Origin of the sequence: Streptomyces sp. 796.1, from assembly GCF_047525675.1 — a bacterium.
Taxonomy (GTDB): domain Bacteria; phylum Actinomycetota; class Actinomycetes; order Streptomycetales; family Streptomycetaceae; genus Streptomyces.
Window position 1 is genome coordinate 1 of record NZ_JBLIWA010000024.1, and the last position, 22,324, is coordinate 22,324.

Below are 22,324 nucleotides of genomic sequence, written 5' to 3' on the forward strand. Positions count from 1 at the left end.
GCCCGCGGCCGGCGGCGGGTCCGCCGCGCGCGGCCGGGCCCCGGCCCCACCGCGCGGCCACGGGTTTCCCGCGGCCCGCACCCGACGCTAGGCAGCGGGGCGGCGCCGCTCGTCAGACCGCGGTCGGGAGGCGGCGGGCGGGCGTAGTACCGGGGTACGACGGGCGGCCGGGTACGGGTACGGGTTCGCGGGCCCCCGGCCGCCGGGCTAGCGCGGGTCCGCCCCGTCCAGGTCGGCGATGGTGGCGATGGACGGGCCCCTGCGGGTCTGGAGGTCGCGGGCGACGTCCTCCGCTGCGCGCAGCGTCCGTACCGCGTTGCCCCAGGTCAGTTTGGACAGATCGGCCTTTGACCAGCGCCGGTCGAGCAGTTCGGCGATGAGCGTGGGGTAGCCGGAGACGTCGGCGAGGTCGGCGGGGGTGAAGGCGGTGCCGTCGTAGTCGCCGCCGACGCCGATGTGGTCGACGCCCGCGACCTCCCGCATGTGGTCCAGGTGGTCGGCCACCGTCTTGGCGGTGGCCAGCGGGCGCGGGTTGGCCTCCTCGAACGCCCGCTGCACCCGCATCCCCGCGGCCGAGGTGTCCAGCGGGTGCAGGCCGTTGGCCTGCATGTTGGCGTCGGCCGCCAGGGTCCATTCGATGGCCTCGGGCAGGATGAACTTCGGTACGAAGGTGGCCATCGCGATGCCGCCGTTGCCGGCCAGCCGCTCCAGCACGTCGTCGGGGACGTTGCGGACGTGGTCGCAGACCGCGCGGGCCGAGGAGTGCGAGAAGATCACCGGGGCCTCGCTGGTGTCCAGCGCGTGCCGCATCGTCGACGGCGCCACGTGCGAGAGGTCGACCAACATGCCGAGCCGGTTCATCTCGCGCACCACCTCGTGCCCGAAGGGGCTGAGGCCGCCCACGCCCGGGTCGTCGGTGGCCGAGTCCGCCCACGGCACGTTGTCGTTGTGGGTGAGCGTCATGTACCGCACGCCCAGCGCGTACAGGCCGCGCAGCGCGCCCAGCGAACAGTCGATGGAGTGACCGCCCTCGGCGCCCATCAGCGAGGCGATCCGGCCCTGTGCCCTGGCCGTCTCCATGTCGTCGGCGGTGAGCGCGAGCCGCAGGTCGTCGGGGTAGCGGTCGACGAAGCGGCGGACCACGTCGATCTGTTCCAGCGTGGCGCTGACGGCGGTGTCGCCCGCGAAGTCGGAGCGCACGAACACCGACCAGAACTGGGCACCGAGGCCACCGGCCCGCAGCCGCGGGATGTCGGTGTGCTGGTGCTCACTCAGGTCGCGGGAGAGGTCACGCGCATCGAGGTCGTAGCCGACCTGGCGCAGCGCCCACGGCAGGTCGTTGTGCCCGTCGACCACCGGGTGCTCCGCGAGCAGGGCGCGCGCCCTGGCGAGCAGTTCCGGATCGGGCGCGAGGACCGCAGGACCCGATTCGGACTGCGGCCCAGTGCCGGCGGATTCAGGTGCCACGGTCACTCACATCCCCATCGTTGCTGACCAACGTCGTCGTCGCGGGGTTGGGCCCCCGCCACGCCCCCACGCTAGACGACCCCGCCCCGGGCCCGGCCCGACCTGCCCGTGGCGGGTGGGGCCGGGGGCGTACGGATGGGGTGCCGCGTGGCACGTACGCGAGGGCCGCGGGTCGTGCGTACGGAGCTGCGTGTACGGGGCGCGGGGCCGGCTTGGCCCGTACGGGATGCGCGTACGCGGCGCGGGGTGCCGGGCGGAATGCGCGACGGACCACGCGACGCGTCGCACGGCGAAACTACTTGGCGAAGCCGAAGCTGCCCGAGCCCTCCACCTTGGCCCGCAGGCGCTTGCCCTTCTCGGTGGCCTGGTCGTTCAGGTCCTCCTGGAAGTGGCGCATCCGGGCGAGCAGTTCGGGGTCGTGCGCGGCGAGCATCCGGGCCGCGAGCAGCCCGGCGTTGCGGGCGCCGCCGATCGAGACGGTGGCGACCGGCACGCCCGCCGGCATCTGCACGATGGACAGCAGCGAGTCCATCCCGTCCAGGTACTTCAGCGGCACCGGCACCCCGATGACCGGCAGCGGCGTCACCGAGGCCAACATGCCGGGCAGGTGGGCCGCGCCGCCCGCGCCGGCGATGATCGCCTTCAGTCCGCGGTCCGCGGCCCGCTCGCCGTACGCGATCATCTCGCGCGGCATCCGGTGGGCGGAGACGACATCGACCTCGTAGCCGATCTCGAACTCGTCCAGGGCCTTGGCGGCGGCCTCCATCACGGGCCAGTCGGAGTCGGACCCCATGACGATCCCCAAGAGCGGCGCAGTCATTCCGTGATCGTTCCTCGCAGGTAGCCGGCGGCGTGGCTCGCGCGCTCGCGCACGTCGGCCAACTCGTCGCCGTAGGTATTGACGTGGCCGACCTTCCGGCCGGGCTTCACATCCTTACCGTACATATGGATCTTCAGACCAGGGTCGCGCGCCATGCAGTGCAGGTAGGCGCCGTACATGTCGGGGTAGTCGCCGCCCAGCACATTGGCCATCACGGTCCAGCGGGCGCGCGGGCGCGGGTCGCCGAGCGGCAGGTCGAGCACGGCCCGTACGTGGTTGGCGAACTGCGAGGTGACGGCGCCGTCCTGGGTCCAGTGGCCCGAGTTGTGCGGGCGCATCGCCAGCTCGTTGACCAGCACCACGGGCCCGTCGGGGCCGGCCACCTCGAAGAGCTCGACGGCCAGGTGCCCGACCACGTCCAGCTCGGCGGCGATCCGCAGCGCGAGCTGCTGCGCGTGCGTGGACAGCTCCGGGTCGAGCTCGGGGGCCGGCGCGATCACCGTGTCGCACACGCCGTCCACCTGGATCGACTCGACCACCGGGTACGCCACGGCCTGGCCGTGCGGGGAGCGGACCACGTTGGCCGCGAGCTCGCGCACGAAGGCGACCTTCTCCTCGGCCAGCACCGGCACGCCGGCCCGGAACGGCTCGGCGGCCTCCGCCTCGCTGCGGACGACCCACACACCCTTGCCGTCGTACCCGCCGCGCACCGTCTTCAGGACGACCGGGAAGCCGTCGCCCTCGGCGGCGAAGCGGGCGACGTCGGCCGGGTCGGCGACGATCCGGTGCCGCGGGCACGGGGCGCCGATCTCCGTCAGCTTGGCGCGCATCACCCCCTTGTCCTGGGCGTGCACCAGCGCGCGCGGACCGGGTCGTACGGGGATGCCGTCGGCCTCCAGGGCCAGCAGGTGTTCGGTCGGCACGTGCTCGTGATCGAAGGTGATCACGTCACACCCTTGTGCGAAACTACGAAGGGTGTCGAGGTCGCGGTAGTCGCCGACCACCACCTCCCCCACGACCTGCGCCGCGGAGTCCGTCGGGGTGTCGCTGAGAAGCTTGAACTTCACGCCGAGGGGGATGCCCGCCTCGTGCGTCATACGTGCGAGCTGGCCGCCGCCGACCATGCCAATCACAGGGAACGTCACCCACCCAGGGTAGCCGTATCGGCCGGCAGACCCCCGTTTGCCCTCGTAGGATCATCCATGTCCGGTTCGCTCGATGATCCACCAACGATCCCCAACATCGCGGCGCACGCCGTGCGGCGGCTGGTTAGCATGAAGCAGTTGGAGTAATGCTGGCGACCGCGATACGGAGTATGACGATCACTATGAGTGAACGGCGCGCGCTGCGTATGCGGCTGGAACTGCTCACGCGCGAAGTCGCGAAGTTCGGTGCCGTGGGCGGTGCGGGCCTCCTCGTCAACCTCGCGGTCTTCAACCTGGTCCGGCAGACCACCGAGCTGCCGGTGGTGCGGGCGAGCATCCTCGCGACGGTCGTCGCCATCGCCTTCAACTACGTCGGTTTCCGGTACTTCACCTACCGGGACCGCGACAAGAGCGGCCGGGCCAAGGAAATGAGCCTGTTCCTGCTGTTCAGCGCGGTCGGCCTGGTCATCGAGAACGGTGTGCTCTACACCGCCACGTACGGCTTCGACTGGGACACCCCGCTCCAGAGCAACATCTTCAAGTTCCTCGGCATCGGCATCGCCACGCTCTTCCGCTTCTGGTCGTACCGGACCTGGGTGTTCCGGGCGCTGCCGGCCCGCGAGGCCGTGCAGACCGCCGAGTCCTTCCTCACCACGGCCGAGCGCCGGGAGCGGGCCCAGGCGGGCCGCACGAAGTAGCCCGGCCCGCCACCGCCGCACCCCTCCACCCGACACCCCGCCGCGCCGCACCCTCCGGGCCGTGCCGCTCCGGCCGCCGTGCTCCCTCAGGCCCGGCCGCACCGCACCCGCCGCCCGTACCCGGCCGTCGCGCCTCGCAGCCGTCACGCCTCGCGGCCGGAGCGGCCCGCCGTCACGCCTCGTCCACGGCCGCGGCGTCCGCCTCGCGGCTCAGGAACAGGGCGAAGATGGGCGGCTGCTGCTGGAGCAGCTCCAGCCGGCCGCCGTCCGCCTCGGCCAGGTCCCGGGCGACGGCGAGGCCGAGCCCGGTGGAGTTGCGCCCGCTGACCGTCCGTTCGAAGACCCGGGCGCCGAGGTCGGGCGGGACGCCGGGGCCGTCGTCGGAGACCTCCACCACCGCCTGGTTGCCGGTGACCCGGGTGCGCAGCGCGACCGTGCCGCCGCCGTGCATGAGCGAGTTCTCGATCAGCGTCGCCAGCACCTGGGCGACCGCGCCCGGGGTGCCGACCGCGCGCAGCCCGTTCTTGCCGGAGCGGACGATGGCCCGCCCCTCGCCGCGGTAGGCCGGGCGCCACTCCTCGACCTGCTGCTTGACGACCTCGTCCAGGTCGAAGGCGACGGCCGAGCCCGAACGCGGGTCGCGCGAGTTGGTCAACAGCCGCTGCACCACGTCCGTCAACCGCTCCACCTGCGTCAGCGCGATCGTCGCCTCCTCCTTGACCGTCTCCGGCTCATCGGTGAGCGTGATCTCTTCGAGCCGCATGGAGAGCGCGGTCAGCGGCGTCCGTAGCTGGTGCGAGGCGTCGGCGGCCAACCGCCGCTCGGCGGTGAGCATCCGCGCGATGCGCTCCGCACTGGCGTCGAGCACGTCCGCGACCCGGTCCAGCTCGGGCACCCCGTACCGCCGGTGCCGCGGGCGCGGGTCTCCCGAGCCGAGCCGCTCGGCCGTCTCCGCCAGGTCGGTCAGCGGCGCGACCAGCCGGTGCGCCTGGCGTACGGCGAGGATGACGGCGGCCACGATCGCCAGCAGCGCCACCGCCAGGATGATCAACAGGGTGCGGCCGATCTCCCGGCCGACGGTGCTGTGCGACTCCTCGACGCGGACCGTGACGCCCTGGGCGCCGCGCTCCTCGGCCACGATGACGCCGCCCGACGGGCGGTCGCCGATCTCCAGCGTGGGCCGCCCCGGCACCGTGATCCGCGCGTACCTGTCGGTGGTGATCTGGTCGCTGAGCACCTTGGGCGTGACCGATTCCCCGCCGATGAGCCGCCCGTCCACGATGCTCACCAGCCGCAGCGCCTCGGACTCCACGCTCTCCTGGGCGCTGTTCTCGATGGTGCGGGTCTCGACGATGACCAGGGAGACGCCGAAGACGGCGATGACGACGAGTACCACCGCGAGCGTGGAGTTGATCAGACGGCGACGCATGGCTCCACTACCGTGTTCGGGTCAGCTTTCGGAACGGCCTGCCGGCCGGTGTGCGGCGGGCCGGTGCCGCGGGCGGCGCTCCGGCCGGGGTGCTCCGGCCCGGCGTTCGGGGCGCAGCCCCGGCAGGGTGCCCCGCAAGGCGCCCCGTGCGGGGGCGGGTCCGGCGTCGGACCCGGTGCCCGGCCCCGCGGCCCGCCCAGTTTCTCGCTCAGCTCTTCTCGAACCGGAACCCCACGCCGCGCACCGTCGCGATGTACCGCGGGTTGGCGGCGTCGTCGCCCAGCTTCTTGCGGAGCCAGGAGATGTGCATGTCGAGCGTCTTGGTCGACGACCACCAGGTGGTGTCCCAGACCTCGCGCATCAGTTGGTCGCGGGTCACGACCCGGCCCGCGTCCCGGACCAGCACCCGCAGCAGGTCGAACTCCTTGGCCGTGAGCTGGAGCTCTTCGTCGCCCATCCAGGCCCGGTGCGACTCGACGTCGATCCGTACGCCGTGGGTGGCCGGCTGCGGCTGCTGGGCCTCGGCCGAGCCGCGGCGCAGCAGGGCCCGGACACGGGCCAGCAGTTCAGCGAGCCGGAACGGCTTGGTCACATAGTCGTCGGCGCCGGCATCGAGGCCGACAACGGTGTCCACCTCGTCGGCGCGGGCCGTGAGCACCAGCACCGGAAAGCCGTGGCCCTCGTTGCGGAGCCGGCGGCACACCTCAAGGCCGTCCATGCCCGGCAGGCCGAGGTCGAGGACGAGGAGGTCGACACCGCCTTGCAGTCCGGCGTCCAGCGCTGTGGGTCCGTCCTGGCGCACCTCGACCTCGTACCCCTCGCGGCGCAGGGCGCGGGCGAGCGGCTCCGAGATGGACGCATCATCCTCGGCGAGCAGTACTCGGGTCATGCGGGAATGGTAGTCCGCGACCGGCCGGCGCAGGGCGGGGCCTGCGTCCCCGTCTCGGCCGACGTGCGGCGGGCCGCCCCGGGCGGCCAACGGCCCGCGTCGGGCTCCGGGCATCCCCGCCCCGGCGCCCCACCCGGCCACACCGCACCACGTGTCCCAGCACACCCTGTGTTCCACAGCACGCCCTGCGGCCCGCGCGGGCGCCGTCGGCACGCCGGTACGCGCTGCCACGCCCCTGGGCGGGCGCCCGTCCACGCCCCGCCGGAACGCGCCCCGCGCCGCCCAACCACAGGCCCGTACGGGGCAATTGCCCGCTGCGCCGGAAGGGCGCTACTCGCGGTGGGATACACCCTTATCAACCACTCGTGACCACATCCCCGACACCGCCTAAATACGCGGCAAAATGTTGCTGCCATGTGTCGTGAGTTACGTCTCAACGCCTTCCATTCGTGCCCCACGTCTGGCGTATGGTGACGGAACGTCTGTAGCACTGCCCTGAGACCTTTGGATCGCAAGACGCGCCAAGCGTTTCTGTTGTGCGTGGGGCTGGAGCCACCAGTCTCGTCCGAACACAGTGAATGACCTGCCGGCCCAGTTCGCCGCGTGCCTCGCGCGCGGGGACGCACAGCCCGGCGGCGCGGCCGTCCTCCCGGCTCCCCTCCAGGGTGCCGCCCCCCTGGGACGCCGCGTCACCGGTGTCGGTAACCCGAACGGGCGCGTGATCTTGATACCGGCTAGCCGTCTTGGTCTCGCGTCCCGAGCCCCCCAAGGAACAACCATGGCGTCCAGCCTGACGAAGGGCGCGGCCAAGCAGGGATCCCCTGCGGACGGCGGCAAGACCTTCTTCGGCCACCCTCGTGGCCTGGCCACTCTCTTCATGACCGAGATGTGGGAGCGCTTCAGCTTCTACGGCATGCGGGCCCTGCTCGTCCTCTACTTGATCTCCGGCGGGCCGGACTCGAAGGACGGCAGCCAGGGCGGCGGCCTGGAGATGAGCCAGACCAACGCGGTCGCCATCTACTCCGTCTACCTCGCCATGGTCTACCTGCTGGCCATGCCGGGCGGCTGGTTCGGCGACCGGGTGTGGGGCCCGCGGAAGACCGTGGCCATCGCGGCCAGCATCATCATGGCCGGCCACCTGCTGCTCGCGGTCCCCGGCCAACTGCCCTTCTTCGCGGGTCTGGCGCTCGTCGCGTTCGGTTCCGGCCTGCTGAAGGCCAACATCTCCACGATGGTGGGCCAGCTCTACGACGGCCCGGAGGACCCGCGCCGCGACGGCGGCTTCACGATCTTCTACATCGGCATCAACCTGGGTGGCTTCGCGGCGCCGCTGATCATCGGCACGGTGGGCCAGGAGGTCAACTGGCACCTCGGCTTCGCCATCGCCGCGCTCGGCATGGCGCTGGGCCTGACCCAGTTCCTCATCGGCACCCGCCACCTGAGCCCGCTGTCCAGCCAGGTGCCGACCCCGCTCAACATCGAAGAGCGCAAGAGCTGGCTGCGGAAGGGTCTGATCTGGACGTCGATCGCCGCCGCGTTCTACGCCGTGGTGACCCTGACCGGCCACTTCACGCTCAACTGGGCGCTCGTCCCGATCACCATCGCGGGTCTGGTCATCCCGATCGCGGTGCTCACCCGGATCAAGCGGGACAAGGAGCTGACCGACCTCGAACAGACCAAGGTCAGCGGCTACATCTGGCTCTTCGCCGCCGCCGCCGTCTTCTGGATGATCTTCGACCAGGGCGGTTCGACGCTGTCGGCCTTCGCCGAGACGAAGACCGCGGACAACGTGTTCGGCATCCACTTCCCGTCGTCCTGGTTCCAGTCGGTCAACTCGGCCTGGGTGATGGCGCTCGCACCGGTCTTCGCCTGGATGTGGCTGGCGCTGGCCCGCCGCAACAAGGAACCCAGCACCACGGTGAAGTTCGCCATGGCGCTGGTGCTCACGGGTGCGTCGTTCTTCGTCTTCGTCATCCCGATGAGCATGGCCAACAGCGATGGCTCGGCCGTGAGCCCCGGCTGGCTGCTCTCCATCTACATGCTCCAGACCATGGGTGAGCTGTGCCTCTCACCGGTGGGCCTGTCGGTCACCACCAAGATGGCCCCGGAGAAGTACGCCAGCCAGATGCTCGGCGTCTGGTTCCTCTCGACCACCGCGGGCGACTGTACGACGGGGCTGCTCTCCATCGCCGGCGTGGACCTGAGCGGCGAAGGGATAGTCGCCGCGGAAGCCACCCTGGCGGTGCTGGCCGGCCTCGCCATCTGGATGTACCGCAAGAAGGTCATGAAGATGATGGGCGAGGTGCACTGACACCCCCACCGGCCGCCCCGCCCCCGGCAGGGCCGCCACACTGACCGAGCTCAGGGCCCCGACGCACCGCGTCGGGGCCCTGAGCGTTCCATCGGGTGGGTCGCCGCGACGCCGGGCCGGGCCGGGGCTGCCGCGGGTCGACGTCGTACCAGCCATCGTCGTACGAGCCGGCCTCGCCAGCCCGTACGAGCCATCGGCGCGTACGGGCTGCGGGGCCGGGGTGGTGGGGGCGCGTGGGCGCGCAGGGTGAGCAGGCGTGCGGGCGCGCACGAGGGGCAGGCGTGCGGGCGCGCACGAGGGGCAGGCGTGCGGGGGTTGGCCCCGGAGGGCGGCGGTGGGGGGTGGCGTGGTGGGAGGAGGCGCGGAGCGTGGTGGAACTGCGGCGGAGTGGGCGAACCGGGTGGGTCAGCCTGGCGCGGCGAGTTCCGCCCAGACCGTTTTTCCGGCACCGTCAGCGTTCCGTATGACACCCCAGTCGAGGCAGAGGCGCTGCACGATGAACATCCCATGGCCGCCGGGGCGGCCGGCGCGGTGCGGTGTGCGGGGCGCGGGGGTGCCCGCTCCCCGGTCCCGGACCTCAAGCCGGAGCGACTTGTCGCCGCAGCTCACCCGCAGCTCTTCGGGCCCGTCGGCGTGCAGGCAGGCATTGGTGACCAGCTCCGAAACGACCAGCAGGACGTCTTCGGCGGCGGCGCGCTGGTCCGCCGTCGAGGCGGGCAGCCAGCCCCAGTCGCGCAGCGCCTCGCGCGCGAAGTCGCGGGCGCGCGGCACGGCGCCGCTGGCGTCTATCAGGGTGAGTCGGCGGATCTGCCCGTGCGACGGGCGGGCCGGAGCGGAGGCATCAGCCTCCGGCCCGCGGTCACCCGGCGAGTACGGCCGCGCGGTGCTCATCAGCGCTTCACCTCACCGATTCACCGATTCAGGGACAGGGGCTGCCTGTCACGTCGAGCAGATTTAGCTGTCTCCTGCCCGGGCGCGGCGTGAGAACACCCACTTCTTTGACCCGGGCCGTGTGACTCAAGTAACGCATGCAGGAAGCGCACACGACAGACCAGGCCCGCATCACTCGATGAGTGCCGCGTCCAGGGTGTCGTGCACGGTAAAGACGGCATCGGCGCCGGTGATCTCGAAGACCCGGGCCACGACGGGGAGCATGCCAGCGAGATGGACCCCACCCCCTGCGGCCTCGGCCTTCAGCCGGGCACCGAGCAGCACGTTCAGGCCCGTGGAATCACAGAACTCCAGCCGCGAGCAGTCGACGACCAGCCGGGAGCGCCCGTCGGTGACGCACTGCTCCAGTGGCTCGCGCAACAGCTCGGCGGTGTGGTGGTCGAGCTCACCCGCCGGCGTCACCACCGCGCTCGCTCCCTGGTGCCGTACCTCGACTCGCAGTCGGCCCCTGCTCGTGCTGCCGACCATCCCGGGGTCCATGCACGCACCTCTTCTGGCGTCTCGTGGCTTTCGATTGCGCGCCTCGAACCCTACGCCTTCGATACGGTGTGCGGTAGCCGAACAACTGGCATATATCACCAAATACGGACAACACGCACTTGCCACTTCCGGGTCAATGCGGGTAGGCGTAGATGGACACACCCGAACACGGCCCGGCTTTGGAGGCGCCGCTCACCGCAGCACGACGTCACGGCTTCGGCAGCCATATGCCGAGAATGATGGAGGACACCCATGTCACCCCGGCTCGACGAATCGCGCACCGAACACGTTCGGGACCCCGCCTCGTCGACACCCTCGCCCCTGCAGGACGAGCTGGCGCCGTCTGCGGACCTCCCGGCTCACGCCGCCCCGCAGGAGCCGGCTCCCGCCGACTACTTCGACGACCTGCCCGAGATCCCGCCCTTCGACGAGGTCGGCCCGGTCGACGCGAGGGCCCTGTCCAAGACCCTCTTCGAGCGCCTGGAGTCGCTTGAGGAAGGCACCCACGCATACGCGTACGTCCGCAACACCCTGGTCGAGCTGAACCTGGCCCTGGTCAAGTTCGCCGCCTCCCGGTTCCGCTCCCGCAGCGAGCCGATGGAGGACATCATCCAGGTGGGCACCATCGGCCTGATCAAGGCCATCGACCGGTTCGAACTCAGCCGCGGCGTGGAGTTCCCCACCTTCGCGATGCCGACCATCATCGGCGAGATCAAGCGCTTCTTCCGGGACACCAGTTGGTCGGTGCGGGTCCCGCGGCGGCTCCAGGAACTCCGGCTCGACCTGGCCAAGGCCGGCGACGAGCTCGCGCAGAAGCTCGACCGCGCGCCCACCGTCAGCGAACTCGCCGAGCGTCTCGACCTCAGCAACGAAGAGGTCATCGAGGGCATGGCCGCGAGCAACGCGTACACCGCGAGCTCGCTGGACGCCCAGCCGGAGGAGGACGACAGCGAGGGCGCGCTGGCCGACCGGATCGGCTACGAGGACCACGGGCTCGAAGGCATCGAGTACGTCGAGTCGCTCAAGCCGTTGATCGCCGAGCTCCCGCCGCGCGACCGCAAGATCCTCTCGTTGCGGTTCGTGGCGAACATGACCCAGTCGGAGATCGGCGAGGAACTCGGCATCTCCCAGATGCACGTCTCCCGGCTGCTCTCCCGCACGCTGAACAAGCTCCGCAAGGGGCTGACGCTGGAGGAGTGACCGCCCGCCGAACGGCGTGCCGGGGCGCACCGCGCCCGCACTCACGGAAGCAGGGCCCATCCCGTACCGCGCACGGGGAGGGCCCTGCTCCGTTTTCTGCATCCCGCGTTCCCCGACGGGTGGGTGGCGCCGCGTCGTATGCAACGCGGCGCGGGATGCGTACGAGGTGGCGGGCGTTGTATGCGGTGAGGCGCGGGTCGTGGGCGGGTTGTGCGCGGAGTACATGCGGGTTCCACGCCGGTTGCATACAAGTCGTACGCGCACGGCGGGAGGGGCCGTGGGGCGGGCGGGGTTCGCCGGGGCGTGAGGGCGGTCCGCGGCGGTGTGGGGCGGGCGGGGTTACGGCTGGAGGAGGGGGGCCACGGCGGGGAGGGCCGCGAAGGAGGCGCGGACGCTTGCGCGGAGCGCCTCGCGGTCGTCGGCGCCGACGGTCGCCGGGTCGCGGCCGGCCCCGGTGGACCACTCGCGCAGCGCGTTGCGCCAGGCGGCCACCATCAGTTCGAGGAGCAGCCGGGCGGGGAGCGCGCCGATCCCGCGTTCGGCGGGGAGCCGCTCGACCACCGTGGCCACCACCGCGTCCGTCACCTCCGCACAGTGCTGGAGGCTGTGGGCGGTCAGGGCCGGCGTGCGGTCGGCGAGGGCCCGGCTGACCAGGAACCGGCCCTCCCAGCCGTCGGACATGTCGGCGATGGCGGCGATCAGGGCGTCCTGGTAGGCGGTGAGCAGCGGGCCGTCGAGATCGCTGGCCTCGATCCGGCGCCGGTAGGTGTCCCAGAGTTCCTTCTCGGGCGCGAGTGCCACGTCCTCCTTGCCGGAGAAGGTGCGGAAGAAGGTCCGCTTGGAGACCTCCACGGCGTCCACGAGCTGGTCGAGCGTGGTCTCGGCGAAGCCCTGCGCGGTGAAGAGCCGCAGCGCCGCGTCGACCAGCGCCTGCCGGGTGCGCCGCTTCTTGCGCTCGCGCAGCGGGAGGCGCTGCGGGTCTTTGTGGTCGGCGTGGTCGGCGTGGTCGGCGGCAGGGGTCACGCGGGCAGTGTACGTCGCTCCCCGCACCGCAACGGCAAATGCCCCTTGAACGCTTATGCCACTCAGTGGCACTATCGGCGCGGGGCCGCCGGCCCCCCGATACGAGGGATGTGAGTGAGCCATGCGCGCATGGGTGATCGACCACGGGGCCCCGGGTGGGCTGCGTCTGACCGAGACCGCCGACCCGGAGCCCGGTCCCGGGCAGGCGCTGGTGCGGGTGGCCGCGTTCTCCCTCAACCGGGGCGAGGTGGACGGCGTCATCCCGGGCGGCCCGCAGGGCGTGGTGCCGGGCTGGGACGCGGCGGGCACGGTGGTACGGGCCGCTGCCGACGGCACCGGGCCCGCCGTCGGCAGCCGGGTGGTGACGCTCGGCGACGGCGGCGCGTGGGCCGAGTTGCGCGCCGTGGACACCGAGTTGATCGGTTCCGTACCGGCCGGGGTGAGCCTCGCCGCGGCGAGCACGCTCCCGGTGGCCGCGGGGTCGGCGCTGCGCGGGCTGCGCCGGCTCGGCAGCGTCCTGGGCCGCCGGATCCTGGTCACCGGCGCGGGCGGGGGCGTGGGCCGGTACGCCGTACAACTCGCGGCGCTCGGCGGCGCCCACGTCATCGCCGCCACCAGCACGCCGGCCGGCGCTGAGGGGCTACGGGCGCTCGGCGCCGCGGAGGTCGTCCACGTCGGGGCGGCGGCCGACGGGACGCAGCAGACCGGGGACGCCGACGGCAGGGCCGACGGTGGCGGGGCCGGCGGCGACGGGACCGGCGGCGGGATCGGTGGCGCGCCCGTCGTGCCCGGGGTGGAGGTCGGCCTGGTGCCCAGCGGCCCGGTGTACGGGGTGCTCGACATGGTGGGGGGTGCGCAACTCGTCTCCGCCTACGCCTCGTTGGAGCCGCACGGGACGCTGGTCTCGATCGGGCACGCCACCGGCACCGGCGAGTACTTCCCCTTCGGGGCGCTCTTCGGCCACCTCGGCCGGCATGACCGTTCGCTGACCTCCTTCCACCTGCTCCAGGACGCGGCGCGGCTCGGCGCGGACCTGACCTGGCTCGCCAGCCTGCTCGCCAGCGGCACCATCGACCCGCAGATCACCTGGCGCGGCGACTGGAGCCGCGCCACCGAGGCGGCACGGGAGTTGAGCGAGCGCCGGGTGCCGGGCAAGGCCGTGCTCGAAGTGGCGGGTGGGGAGGGGTAGGCGGGGTCCGCTGGGGCGGCCTGTACTCGCATCCGTACTCGTATCCGTTCCGTACGGGCCGCCGCTCGCCCGCCCCCGGGGCCGGGGCCAGGGGGCCGACCCCGGCGCCTCGGCGTCCCAGTAGCTCACCCCTCGGGACCGGCATCGCCCCGGGCACCCGGCCGTCCAGCCGCGACGCCCCGGCCGCCACCCGTCAGCCCTGGCGCCCCGCCGCCGATCCCCCCGGCGCCCCCACCGCTCCCCCGACCTCGGGCGCGCGGGGCCCTGTCGCGTCGAGTGCCGCGTCGAGCAGGGCCGCGGCGGCCGTGCGGGCCTCGTGGGCCGGGGTGGCGGAGGCGGTGAGGGCCGCGGTGGTGGTGGCGCCCTCGACGAGGAGGGCCAACTGGCCGGCGAGGGCCTCGGGGGCGGCGACCTCCAGGGCCGCGGTCAGTTCGCCGAGGTATTCCCGTACCGCCTGCTTGTGGGTACGCGCCAGGTCGGCGACGGCCGGCGAGGTGCCGCCGAGTTCGGCGTAGCAGTTGATGAAGGCGCAGCCCCGGAAACCCGGCTCGGCGAACCACTCGGCGAGCCAGTCGAAGACCGCGAGCAGCCGGGCGCGCGGGGTGGGCCGGGCGTCGGCGTAGCGGGTGAGGGCGTCGCGCCAGGACTGGTCGCGGCGCCGCAGGAACTCCTCCACCAGCCGCTCCTTGGCCGGGAAGAGCTGGTAGAGGCGCTTGAGGGAGACACCGGCGGCGCCGCGTACCGCGTCCATGCCCACCGCCCGCACGCCCCGGGCGTAGAACAGCCCCTCGGCCGCGTCCAGGACACGTACCCGGACCTGTTCGTCGGCCGCCGCACTCGCCGCCATCCCGCACCCGCCTCACTTCTGCTTCGCTCATCGATCGACACACCGGCACCACTGCCGCCACCGTCGCTGCCGCTGCCGCTGCCGCCCACCCCGTTGCCGCCTGGTCGTCGCGGGAGCCGCAGCGCCGCGGGAGCGGCAACGCGGTGGGAACCGCACCGCCGTGGGAGCGCACCGGCCGTGGGCCCGTTCGGGCGGCGGCACTTGCGTGGAGAACGATGGTTCTCCTACCGTACCCGGCAGGCCCGGAGAACGCTCGTTCTCCGGCGCACGTCCTGGTCACGCCGGGGCGTGCGGCACGCATGCCCCGGCACGCACGTCCCGATGGAGGAGCGACCCATGTCCCCCTTGCCCCCACTGCCCCCGTTCACCGAGGAGACCGCGCGCCGCAAGGTGCAGAACGCCGAGGACGCCTGGAACTCGCGCGACCCCGAGCGGGTGGCGCTGGCGTACACGGAGGACTCCGAGTGGCGGAACCGGGACGTCTTCCTACGCGGACGAGACCAGATCCGCGCCTTTCTGACCGAGAAGTGGCAGCGCGAGCACGCGTACCGACTGCGCAAGGAGCTGTGGGCGTACACCGGCAACCGGATCTCCGTACGTTTCACCTACGAGTGGCACGACGACGGCGGCCAGTGGTGGCGCAGCTACGGCAACGAGCAGTGGGAGTTCGCCCCGGACGGCCTGATGCAGCGGCGCTACGCGAGCATCAACGACCTGGCCATCGCGGAGTCCGAGCGGCAGCTCGTGGGCTGAGTCGTCGACGGGGGGCCGGGGCGGGTCCGGCTGCGTGCCGGGCCCCGGCGGGGGCCGACGCCGCGCACCCGCCGGATGCTGACGGCCCGTTCGCCGTCGCCCGTTGCCGCCACGGAGTCGGTCCTGACCAGCGCGGCCCAGTCCGTAGCGTGCGCGCGTCGGACCACCAGCCCGTCGGGGTTCCCCAGGTCCATGGGGAACATCGTGGCAACTGCGGACGCGATGCTCACCCCATTTCCCCGGCGCCCCGCTCCCGTCGACCCTCACGCCCGCTGCCGAAGGCCGCCGCTCTGCGGCGCCGTTGTTCTTCGATCCCGCCGCTCTTCGGCCCCGCCGCTGGGGCTCGGCTGTCGGCCGACCGGATCGCCTGGGCCGTCTGCCGCTCGGCCGGGCGCCGATTCACTGGCCGTACCGCAGATCTTCCTCAAGTCCGGGGACGAGCCGGCGGCGTGCGGACAGACTGCGCGAAGGCGCGGCCGTACAGGGGGCGGTCGCGCCGGTACGGCGCGCGCCGCCAGGTCGCGGGGCGGGTGGCGCGGGGAGTGGAGGGGGTACGGCCGTGGCGGACGAGGCGCAGGTGCACTACGACGACGAGGCGTTCAAGCGGTTCGGGGTGCCGGTGCGGCTGACCGAGACCACGCTCGACGCGGACACCTGGCGCCCGGTGCCGCTGGACCGGCTGAACCTGGTGGCCACGGCGGAGGCGTACCTGCGCGGCCAGTGGCTCGGCGGCGGCTGGGCAGCGCGTCCGGGCGGGCGGAACATGCGGCCGAGTGGAGCGTGCGGCCGGGCCCGGGAGCGCCCCCGCCCCTCCGCCGCGGGCTGCTTCCTGCCCGTGGGCGGCTCCGTCCTCCGCCGCAGGTTGCTTCCGCCCGCAGGCGGCTCCCTGCCCGTGGGCGGCCTCGCGCCGCCTGCCCGTACGTGGCTCCGCACCGGCGCGCGGGCGACGGTGCCGGGCCCGAGCACGGGCGGGGGCCGGGGGTCGGTGGGCTACTGCGCCGCGGGCGTCCGCTCCTGCCCCGGTATCGCGGTCAGTCGCCACAGCGAGGTCACTTCCGCCGCCCGGGCCGCGTGCAGCGGGTCCGTCCGGTCGGTGGCGCGGCCGTGCCGGGGGCGGACGTCCAGGCGGTCGACGATGCGCAGTCCGGCCGCCGCGATGAGGTCGAGCAGCTCGGCCCTGGTGCGCAGGCCGAGGTGTTCGGCCAGGTCGGAGAGGATCAGCCAGCCCTCCCCCGCCGGTGTCAGATGGGCGGCGAGGCCACTGAGGTAGCCGCGCAACATGCGGCTGTCCGGGTCGTACACCGCGTACTCCACCGGTGAGGTGGGCTTGGCCGGCACCCACGGCGGGTTGCACACCACGAGCGGCGCCCGGCCGGGTGGGAAGAGGTCGGCTGCGACCACCTCCACCTGCTGCGCGACGCCGAGTGCAGCCGCGTTCTCGCGCGCGCAGGCGAGCGCGCGCGGGTCCTGGTCCGTGCCGACCACGCGCCGCACGCCGCGTCGGGCGAGCACGGCGGCCAGCACGCCGGTGCCGGTGCCGATGTCGAAGGCCAGGTCGGCGGCGCCGGCGGGCAGCGGCGCCTGCGCCACCAGGTCCACGTACTCGCCCCTGATCGGCGAGAACACCCCGTAGTACGGGTGCACGAGGTCCCCGCCGAGCGCGTCGATCGGCACGCCCTTGCGGCGCCACTCGTGTGCGCCGACGAGGCCGAGGAGTTCGCGCAGCGAGATCACCGCCGGTTCGGCCGCGGCGTCCGCGCCCCACGCCTCCCGGCAGGCCGCGGCCACGTCCGGGGCCCGGCGCAGGGGGATGCGGGGACCGGCCGCCGGCTCCGGCCCGGGCTCGACCGGGACCAGCACCATGCCGAGCAGCCGCGCGCGCTGCGCCTGCGCCTTGCGGTGCAGGTGGAAGGCGTGGGCGGGGGAATCGTCCGGCGCGCCCGCGGGCGCTGCGGCCCCGTCCGCCGGGAGCGGTGCGCCCGTGCCGCCGCGTCGTCTGCGGGCGGGGCGCTTGCGGTCCGCGCTGCGGTCGGCGCGCCGGGCCAGCGCCTGGAGGAGCTGCCGCGCCTGGTGGTAGTCCCCGCGCCAGAGCACCGCCGTGCCCTCGCAGACCAGCTTGTACGCCGCGTCCGCCGTCATCCTGTCGTCGCCGATCGCCACCCGCCGGGGCACCGGCACGCCACTCTCCGATCGCCACCGCGCCTCGTACGACGTCCCGTCCTCGGTCCAGGTGAGGCGCGGGTGGGCCGCGGCGGGGGCGGCGGAAGGCGATGCGGCCGGGGCGGTCGGAGCCGACGCGGCCGGGGCCGGCGGGGTGGCGGAAGCCCCGGGAACGGCAGGAGTCCTGGGAACGGCGGGCGCTACGGCCGGCGCGGCGGCGTCCTGCGCGCGGCCCTGCTCCGGGCGGGCCCGCTCCGCGAGGGGCGCGCCCGCGGTGGTGGGCCGGCGGCCCGCCCCGGTGGCCGGGCGCGCGGTACCGGCCGGGCGGCTGCTGCCGGCGGGGTCGCTACCGGCGGCCGGGTCGGGGCGGGGGTCGGGGGCGGGATCGGCGGTGTGCATCTCTTCCAGCTTCGCGAGGTCGGCGCACGGCGAGGAGCCGACGCACTGGGGACACCATCCCACGGGCCACTGACAGTGGCCGTACGGCCACCGTACGACCAGGTCAGACGGCGTACGCCAAACCCGCCCCGGCGCCCGCCGGGCCCCGCCCCGTGGCCGCCGGCTGGTACGGGCCACGGGCCGTGACCGCAGCAGCCGTACCGGTCGGGCCAGGTCGCGCCGGGCCGGCTCCAGTGCGCCCAGGGGCCCGCCGGGTGCGGCCCGGCCGCCACGTGAGACCCGGGGAAGCGGGCCCGTGGTCACGGCCCGGGGAGGCGGCCCCGTGGGCGCGGCTCAGATCCGCTGGCCCGCGCGCCAGACGGAGGTCACCAGGGGGACGCCGGGGCGGTAGGCGAGGTGGATCGGTGAGGGGGCGTCCAGGAGGGCCAGGTCGGCGCGGGCTCCCGGGCGCAGCTTGCCGACGTCGTCCCGGCGCAGCGCCCGGGCGCCGCCGGCCGTCGCCGCCCAGATGGCCTCCTCCGGGGTCATGCCCATGTCCCGTACGGCCAGGGCGATGCAGAACGGCATGGAGCTGGTGAAGGAGGAGCCCGGGTTGCAGTCCGTGGAGAGCGCGACGGTGGCGCCCGCGTCGAGCAGCCGGCGCGCATTCGGCCACTTCGCGCGAGTGGAGAACTCGGCGCCCGGCAGCAGCGTCGCCACGGTGTCACCGCTGGCCAGGGCGTCCACGTCGGCGTCCGTGAGGTGGGTGCAGTGGTCGGCGGATGCGGCGCCGAGCTCCACGGCGAGTTGTACGCCGGGCCCGTAGGTGAGCTGGTTGGCGTGGATGCGCGGGATCAGGCCGCGCTCCTTGCCCGCGGTGAGGACGGCGTGCGCCTGGTCGCGGTCGAAGGCGCCCTGCTCGCAGAAGACGTCCACCCAACGGGCGTGCGGCGCGCAGGCGTCGAGCATCGGGCCGGTGACGAGGTCCACGTAACCGGCCGGGTCGTCGGCGAACTCGGGGGCGACGATGTGCGCGCCGAGGAACGTCGTCTCGCTCGTGTGCGCCGCGGCGATGCGCAGCGCGCGGGCCTCGTCGTGCGGGGTGAGGCCGTAGCCGGACTTGGTCTCCAGGGTGGTGGTGCCCTGGCGGGCCGCCTCCCGCAGGTAGCGCAGCAGGTTCGCTTCGAGCTGCTCGTCGGTGGCGGCCCTGGTGGCGGCGACGGTGGTGCGGATGCCGCCGGCGGTGTACGGCTTGCCCGACATCCGGGCGTTGAACTCGGCGGTGCGGTCGCCGGCGAATACCAGGTGCGAATGCGAGTCGACGAACCCCGGAATGGCGGCCTGACCTGCGGCGTCGAGGTGATTGTCAGAGGCGGGTGCTTTCCTGGTGACACCGACCCAGGCAATGCAGTCGCCGTCGATGACGAGCGCCGCGTCCTGGATCAGACCGAGGGGGCCTTCGCCGAGGGAGGGATCGTTGGTGACCAGGGTGCTGATGTGCGTGATGGTCGTCGTCGTGCCGTGGCCCTGGGTGGCGCTCGTGGCCGGGCCCGATCCGCTGTCGGGCGCGGAGCCGGCCGCCGGGTGGGGAGTGCCGGGGGTGTTGGGCGTGCTGGGGGTGGTCATCGCGGGGTTGTTCTCCTTCAGCCGAGCACGGCTGCGATGGACTGGGCCAGTGCGGTGGGCACGTCGGGCAGCAGGGTGTGCGCCCCGTCCCGGACGATGTGGCGACCGCCGACGACCGTGTGCCGGACGTCCGCGTTGGACGCTGCGAATACGGCGGTCTCCACGCCGAGCGCCGGCGGCGGGCCCGCGGTGCGTACGGAGTCCAGCGCCAGCGTGGTGAAGTCGGCGAGCGCGCCTGGCGCGATGCGCCCCGCCTGCTCCCAGCCGAGTGCCGCATGACCGTCCGCCGTCGCCGCGCGCAGGAGTTCGGCCGCCGTCCAGTGGCCGCGGGCCCGGGTGCGCAGCCGCTCGTCGAGCTCCATCGCGCGGGCCTCTTCGAACAGGTCGATGACGGCGTGGCTGTCGCTGCCCAGCGAGAGCGGTGAGCCGGCCCGCTGGAGCGCCACCGCCGGGCCGATGCCGTCGGCGAGGTCGCGTTCGGTGGTGGGGCACATGCAGACGCCGGTACGGGCGCCGCCCAGGTGGGCGATGTCCGCTTCGGTGAGGTGCGTGGCGTGGACGGCGACGGTGCGCGGGCCGAGCACGCCGTGCTCGGCGAGCAGTTGGGTGGGGGTGCGGCCGTGGGCGGCGCGACAGGCGTCGTTCTCCGCGGTCTGTTCGGAGAGATGGACGTGGAGGGGGGTGTCGCGGCTGGTGGCCCACTGGGCGACGGTGCCGAGTTGGTCGGCGGGCACGGCCCGTACGGAGTGGACGGCAGCCCCGATGCGGGCGTGTGCGGGGGCCTTGAGCGCGCTCGCCCGCTGCGCCCACGCGTCGGCGGTGCCGTCGCTGAACCGGAGTTGCGGACGCGTCGGGGGCTGGCCGAAGCCGGCGGAGAGGTAGGCCGTGTCGAGGAGGGTGATGCGGATGCCGGCGTCGGCCGCGGCGGCGAGCAGGGCCTCGCCCATGGCGTTCGGGTCCTGGTAGCGGCTGCCGCCGGGGCCGTGGTGGAGGTAGTGGAACTCGCCGACGCAGGTGATGCCGGCCAGGGCCATCTCGGCGTAGGTGGCGCGGGCCAGGGCGTGGTAGCTGTCCGGCGTGAGCCGTTCAGCGGCCGTGTACATCACCTCGCGCCAGGTCCAGAACGAGTCCGGGGCGCGGTCACCGGCCGAGCCGGTGGCCCCGGTAGCGCCGGCGGCTCCGCCGGCCCCCGCGGCCTCGGCGGTCCCCGCGGCTCCGGCCGCCCCGGCGGTCGGGCTGACCTGGGCGGCGCCGCGCAGGGCACGGTGGAAGGCATGGCTGTGCGCGTTGGCCAGGCCGGGCACGGTCAGGCCGCGGAGCACCACGGCGCCGGGCGGCGGGCTGGCCACGCCGGTCCGTACCGCGGCCACCACGCCGTCGTGCACGTCGATGACCACGCCCGCGACGACCCCGGTGGGGAGCGCGCCGGTGAGAGGTTGCCCGGTGGGGGTTGAGGTGGAGCTGGTCGGGTCCGCAGCGGGCGGGCCCGCGGCCGGGCTGGCCCCTGCGCCCGCGCCGGGGCCCGGAGTCGCGCCGGGACCTGCGGTCGCGCCCGTGCTGGCCCCTGCGCCTACGCCCGAGCCGCCCCCCGTACCCGAGCCGGGGCCCGCAGTCGCGCCCGCCCCAGCCCCCAACCCCGCGCCCGAGGTGGGGGCAGGGGCGGGGTCCGGGTTGAGCCAGGCGTGTTCGGCCCAGTACGTCACGCGCACGCGAGGCCCTCCAGTACGTCGGCCAGGGCGTGGACGCCGGCGACGCAGTCGTCCTCGGCGGCGTGTTCGGCCGGGGAGTGGGAGACGCCGGTGGGGTTGCGGACGAAGAGCATGGCGGTGGGGATGGTGCCGGAGAGGATGCCCGCGTCGTGGCCGGCGCCGGTGCCGAGGACCGGGATGCCGCCGCCGAGGATGCGGCCGAGTTCGTCCCGTAGGGCGTGCTCGAACTCGACGACGGGGGTGAAGGACTCACGGGTGACGTGGACGCGTACGCCGTCGCGGTCGCCGCGTTCGACGGCCGCGCGTTCGATCTCGGCGACGACGGCGTCCAGAGTGCCCTGGTCGGCGGCGCGGGAGTCCAGCCAGCCGCGGACCAGGGAGGGGATGGCGTTGACGCCGTTGGGTTCGACGCTGACCTTGCCGAAGGTGGCCAGGGCGCCGGCGAGGCGGGCCTTCTTGCGGGCGGCGAGGACGGTGTTGGCGTAGGTGAGCATCGGGTCGCGGCGGTCGTCGATGCGGGTGGTGCCGGCGTGGTTGGCCTCGCCCTGGAAGTCGAACCGCCAGCGGCCGTGCGGCCAGATGGCGGAGGCGATGCCGACCGGGTCGCCCGACAGGTCGAGGGCCCGGCCCTGTTCGACGTGGAGTTCGACGAAGGCGCCGATGGTGGCGAGGCGTTCGGCGTCGGGGCCGATCGCCTCCGGGTCGTACCCGGCGCGCTCCATCGCCTGCGGCAGCGTGATGCCGTCCGCGTCGGTGAGCCGGTGGGCCGCGTCCACGGTCAGCTTGCCCGCGGCCAGCCGGGAGCCCACGCAGGCCAGGCCGAACCGGGCGCCCTCCTCGTCGCCGAAGTTGACGATGGCCAGCGGCTTGCTGAAGGCCGCGCCGCGGCGGCGGAGTTCGTCGAGCGCGGCGAAGGAGGAGACGACGCCGAGCGGCCCGTCGAAGGCGCCGCCGTCGGGGACGGAGTCCAGGTGGGAGCCGGTGACGACGGCCTCGCCCGGCGCCACGTCCCGGTAGTCGCGGGCGCCGAGCCAGGCCCACTGGTTGCCGTTGCGGTCCCGCTCGTAGGCCAGGCCGCGGGCCGTGGCCTGTGCCTGGAACCAGGCGCGGCAGTCGGCGTCGGCCCCATTCCAGGCGTACCGCCGGTAGCCGCCGCTGTCCGCGTGCCGGCCGATCGGGCGCAGGTCGCGCCACATCTCGTGGAAGGAGGGCGGGTTGACCGCCGGGGCGGACCCGGAGCCGGACTCCG

At 73.7% G+C, this 22,324-nt stretch carries 18 protein-coding genes; 5 read left to right on the forward strand and 13 right to left on the reverse strand.

Annotated elements, in window-relative coordinates; genetic code table 11:
• Positions 1–207 precede the first annotated feature (207 nt).
• The 3 genes from ACMA1D_RS17680 to ACMA1D_RS17690 form a co-directional block, all read right to left on the reverse strand.
• Entirely contained in the window at positions 208–1,395 is a 1,188-nt protein-coding gene (locus tag ACMA1D_RS17680; protein ID WP_414725055.1) for a dipeptidase, read from the reverse strand.
• 367 nt (positions 1,396–1,762) lie between these two features.
• The gene (gene purE, locus ACMA1D_RS17685; protein WP_414724955.1) at positions 1,763–2,287 is read right to left on the reverse strand and encodes a 5-(carboxyamino)imidazole ribonucleotide mutase; all 525 of its coding nucleotides are present in this window, start codon (positions 2,285–2,287) and stop codon (positions 1,763–1,765) included.
• Positions 2,284–3,432: a 5-(carboxyamino)imidazole ribonucleotide synthase gene (locus ACMA1D_RS17690; RefSeq protein ID WP_414724956.1), complete on the reverse strand. Its 1,149-nt coding sequence runs from the start codon at positions 3,430–3,432 to the stop codon at positions 2,284–2,286. The genes purE and ACMA1D_RS17690 overlap by 4 nt, the downstream gene beginning before the upstream one ends.
• 182 nt (positions 3,433–3,614) lie before the next feature.
• On the opposite strand from ACMA1D_RS17690, the gene ACMA1D_RS17695 reads away from it, so the two are divergent.
• The gene (locus ACMA1D_RS17695) at positions 3,615–4,130 is read left to right on the forward strand and encodes a GtrA family protein (RefSeq protein ID WP_414724957.1); all 516 of its coding nucleotides are present in this window, start codon (positions 3,615–3,617) and stop codon (positions 4,128–4,130) included.
• 172 nt (positions 4,131–4,302) lie between these two features.
• Here the strand turns inward: ACMA1D_RS17695 and ACMA1D_RS17700 are convergent, their stop codons facing one another.
• The gene (locus ACMA1D_RS17700; RefSeq protein WP_414724958.1) at positions 4,303–5,559 is read right to left on the reverse strand and encodes an ATP-binding protein; all 1,257 of its coding nucleotides are present in this window, start codon (positions 5,557–5,559) and stop codon (positions 4,303–4,305) included.
• A gap of 208 nt (positions 5,560–5,767) precedes the next feature.
• The gene (locus ACMA1D_RS17705) at positions 5,768–6,448 is read right to left on the reverse strand and encodes a response regulator transcription factor (RefSeq protein WP_176161976.1); all 681 of its coding nucleotides are present in this window, start codon (positions 6,446–6,448) and stop codon (positions 5,768–5,770) included.
• Between the two features lie 778 nt (positions 6,449–7,226).
• On the opposite strand from ACMA1D_RS17705, the gene ACMA1D_RS17710 reads away from it, so the two are divergent.
• Entirely contained in the window at positions 7,227–8,759 is a 1,533-nt protein-coding gene (locus ACMA1D_RS17710) for a peptide MFS transporter (protein ID WP_414724959.1), read from the forward strand.
• A 405-nt stretch (positions 8,760–9,164) separates the two neighbouring features.
• On the opposite strand, the gene ACMA1D_RS17715 is transcribed toward ACMA1D_RS17710, so the two are convergent.
• The gene (locus ACMA1D_RS17715; protein ID WP_414724960.1) at positions 9,165–9,650 is read right to left on the reverse strand and encodes an ATP-binding protein; all 486 of its coding nucleotides are present in this window, start codon (positions 9,648–9,650) and stop codon (positions 9,165–9,167) included.
• A gap of 171 nt (positions 9,651–9,821) precedes the next feature.
• Positions 9,822–10,190, reverse strand: coding sequence for an STAS domain-containing protein (locus ACMA1D_RS17720; RefSeq protein WP_414724961.1), 369 nt, complete (start codon positions 10,188–10,190; stop codon positions 9,822–9,824).
• 252 nt (positions 10,191–10,442) lie between these two features.
• Here ACMA1D_RS17720 and ACMA1D_RS17725 point away from each other — a divergent pair, with 252 nt between their 5' ends.
• On the forward strand, positions 10,443–11,390 hold the full coding sequence (locus tag ACMA1D_RS17725; RefSeq protein ID WP_414724962.1) for an RNA polymerase sigma factor SigF: 948 nt from the start codon (positions 10,443–10,445) through the stop codon (positions 11,388–11,390).
• A 339-nt stretch (positions 11,391–11,729) separates the two neighbouring features.
• Here ACMA1D_RS17725 and ACMA1D_RS17730 read toward each other — a convergent pair whose 3' ends face one another.
• Positions 11,730–12,413: a TetR/AcrR family transcriptional regulator gene (locus ACMA1D_RS17730; RefSeq protein WP_414724963.1), complete on the reverse strand. Its 684-nt coding sequence runs from the start codon at positions 12,411–12,413 to the stop codon at positions 11,730–11,732.
• Positions 12,414–12,534: 121 nt separating this feature from the next.
• Between ACMA1D_RS17730 and ACMA1D_RS17735 the strand changes: the two genes are divergently transcribed.
• Positions 12,535–13,602 carry a zinc-binding dehydrogenase gene (locus ACMA1D_RS17735; RefSeq protein ID WP_414724964.1) on the forward strand — a complete coding sequence of 356 codons (1,068 nt, stop codon included), beginning with the start codon at positions 12,535–12,537 and terminating at the stop codon, positions 13,600–13,602.
• Between the two features lie 193 nt (positions 13,603–13,795).
• Here the strand turns inward: ACMA1D_RS17735 and ACMA1D_RS17740 are convergent, their stop codons facing one another.
• Positions 13,796–14,449: a TetR/AcrR family transcriptional regulator gene (locus tag ACMA1D_RS17740; protein ID WP_414724965.1), complete on the reverse strand. Its 654-nt coding sequence runs from the start codon at positions 14,447–14,449 to the stop codon at positions 13,796–13,798.
• A 336-nt stretch (positions 14,450–14,785) separates the two neighbouring features.
• Between ACMA1D_RS17740 and ACMA1D_RS17745 the strand changes: the two genes are divergently transcribed.
• Entirely contained in the window at positions 14,786–15,202 is a 417-nt protein-coding gene (locus ACMA1D_RS17745; RefSeq protein WP_414724966.1) for a nuclear transport factor 2 family protein, read from the forward strand.
• Positions 15,203–16,192: 990 nt separating this feature from the next.
• Here the strand turns inward: ACMA1D_RS17745 and ACMA1D_RS17750 are convergent.
• From ACMA1D_RS17750 to ACMA1D_RS17765, 4 genes are all read right to left on the reverse strand, one after another.
• Entirely contained in the window at positions 16,193–17,761 is a 1,569-nt protein-coding gene (locus ACMA1D_RS17750) for a methyltransferase (RefSeq protein ID WP_414724967.1), read from the reverse strand.
• Between the two features lie 333 nt (positions 17,762–18,094).
• Positions 18,095–19,366, reverse strand: coding sequence for an imidazolonepropionase (gene hutI / locus ACMA1D_RS17755; protein WP_414724968.1), 1,272 nt, complete (start codon positions 19,364–19,366; stop codon positions 18,095–18,097).
• Positions 19,367–19,383: 17 nt separating this feature from the next.
• Positions 19,384–21,075, reverse strand: a complete 1,692-nt coding sequence (locus ACMA1D_RS17760; RefSeq protein ID WP_414724969.1) for a formimidoylglutamate deiminase — start codon at positions 21,073–21,075, stop codon at positions 19,384–19,386.
• Positions 21,066–22,271, reverse strand: a complete 1,206-nt coding sequence (locus tag ACMA1D_RS17765) for an allantoate amidohydrolase (RefSeq protein ID WP_414725056.1) — start codon at positions 22,269–22,271, stop codon at positions 21,066–21,068. The genes ACMA1D_RS17760 and ACMA1D_RS17765 overlap by 10 nt, the downstream gene beginning before the upstream one ends.
• Positions 22,272–22,324 lie beyond the last annotated feature (53 nt).

Coding starts and splice junctions, on each gene's coding strand:
- purE (WP_414724955.1), bottom strand. CDS start 2,287: ATGACTGCGCCGCTCTTGGGGATCGTCATGGGGTCCGACTCCGACTGG.
- ACMA1D_RS17695 (WP_414724957.1), top strand. CDS start 3,615: ATGAGTGAACGGCGCGCGCTGCGTATGCGGCTGGAACTGCTCACGCGC.
- ACMA1D_RS17700 (WP_414724958.1), bottom strand. CDS start 5,559: ATGCGTCGCCGTCTGATCAACTCCACGCTCGCGGTGGTACTCGTCGTC.
- ACMA1D_RS17705 (WP_176161976.1), bottom strand. CDS start 6,448: ATGACCCGAGTACTGCTCGCCGAGGATGATGCGTCCATCTCGGAGCCG.
- ACMA1D_RS17710 (WP_414724959.1), top strand. CDS start 7,227: ATGGCGTCCAGCCTGACGAAGGGCGCGGCCAAGCAGGGATCCCCTGCG.
- ACMA1D_RS17715 (WP_414724960.1), bottom strand. CDS start 9,650: ATGAGCACCGCGCGGCCGTACTCGCCGGGTGACCGCGGGCCGGAGGCT.
- ACMA1D_RS17720 (WP_414724961.1), bottom strand. CDS start 10,190: ATGGACCCCGGGATGGTCGGCAGCACGAGCAGGGGCCGACTGCGAGTC.
- ACMA1D_RS17725 (WP_414724962.1), top strand. CDS start 10,443: ATGTCACCCCGGCTCGACGAATCGCGCACCGAACACGTTCGGGACCCC.
- ACMA1D_RS17735 (WP_414724964.1), top strand. CDS start 12,535: ATGCGCGCATGGGTGATCGACCACGGGGCCCCGGGTGGGCTGCGTCTG.
- ACMA1D_RS17740 (WP_414724965.1), bottom strand. CDS start 14,449: ATGGCGGCGAGTGCGGCGGCCGACGAACAGGTCCGGGTACGTGTCCTG.
- ACMA1D_RS17745 (WP_414724966.1), top strand. CDS start 14,786: ATGTCCCCCTTGCCCCCACTGCCCCCGTTCACCGAGGAGACCGCGCGC.
- ACMA1D_RS17750 (WP_414724967.1), bottom strand. CDS start 17,761: ATGCACACCGCCGATCCCGCCCCCGACCCCCGCCCCGACCCGGCCGCC.
- hutI (WP_414724968.1), bottom strand. CDS start 19,366: ATGACCACCCCCAGCACGCCCAACACCCCCGGCACTCCCCACCCGGCG.
- ACMA1D_RS17765 (WP_414725056.1), bottom strand. CDS start 22,271: ATGTGGCGCGACCTGCGCCCGATCGGCCGGCACGCGGACAGCGGCGGC.